At 64.7% G+C, this 814-nt stretch carries 2 protein-coding genes; one reads left to right on the top strand and one right to left on the bottom strand.

Features of this window, described 5'->3' with window-relative positions; translation table 11 throughout:
• Window positions 1–258: MerR family transcriptional regulator (locus VXC91_RS46275; RefSeq protein WP_329513316.1), on the bottom strand; the 258-nt coding region annotated here is incomplete at its 3' end.
• A gap of 108 nt (window positions 259–366) precedes the next feature.
• Here VXC91_RS46275 and VXC91_RS46270 point away from each other — a divergent pair.
• A partial coding sequence (locus VXC91_RS46270; RefSeq protein WP_329513315.1) for a hypothetical protein occupies window positions 367–814 on the top strand: 448 nt, incomplete at its 3' end.

The raw sequence follows: 814 nt of genomic DNA, 5'->3' as shown, positions 1-814 counted from the left end.
CAGATCTAGCCCTGTAGTACTAGGACGGGTACCCACAGGGCACCAATCGCGGATGCGGCACCGACGTTGCCGAGCACGGCGAGGATCGGCCCCGCACAGCAGACCGCGCACCCAGCCACGGCGCGCGTCCTCGCCGTAGACCCGATACCCGGACGCGGTCCGCTCGGCTGGTAGCAGCCCGGCGGTCTCGTAGAAACGCAGCGTGCTCGCCGGAACACCCGAGTGTTCGGCCAGCTGCGATATGCGGTAGGTCGTCACGCTGCCGACGGTAAACCTTCAACCCGACTCGAAGGTCAAGCGCCAACGGGACGAGGATCTGCCCCAGCTTGCCCGACCGCCACCCTGGATGGGGAGTAGCCTCTGGGCATGCCGGATGTGGATCTTCAAGCGCTCTATGCCGAGCTCGAGACTCGGGCGTTTCCAGGGTCTTGGACCGAGTGGGTACACGGTGCTCTGCCCGTTACCAGTAACGCAAGCGGCCATGCGATCGTGCTCGCTGAGTCCGACGAGTTCTGGGATGACCATGATGGTTCGGCCGCCGCGGCGGCCGGAGAACACCTGGCATCGGTGTACCGCAATTACGAGATTGCCGCCACAGTCGTCTGGGGTGGCCCTCGCCTGGTCGACATCACGCATCGGCTCGCAGGGGGTGAGACGTCGCCTTTCACCGAGCTGCTGCTGGAGCAGGGAGCGATCAGCGGCAACTTCTGGGACCGCGGCGAACGAGCGCTCGGCCTCGCCATCTGCCAGATGGACAAGGAAATGGCGATTCAAGTTGTCGCCTTTGTGGTACCAACCGGCGAGCTGCAGAAGT

It is taken from the genome of Streptomyces chiangmaiensis (genome assembly GCF_036281785.1).
Lineage (GTDB): Bacteria > Actinomycetota > Actinomycetes > Streptomycetales > Streptomycetaceae > Streptomyces > Streptomyces chiangmaiensis.
The sequence above is the reverse complement of the archived record's forward strand: the minus strand, read 5'-3'. Positions and strand labels throughout refer to the sequence as shown.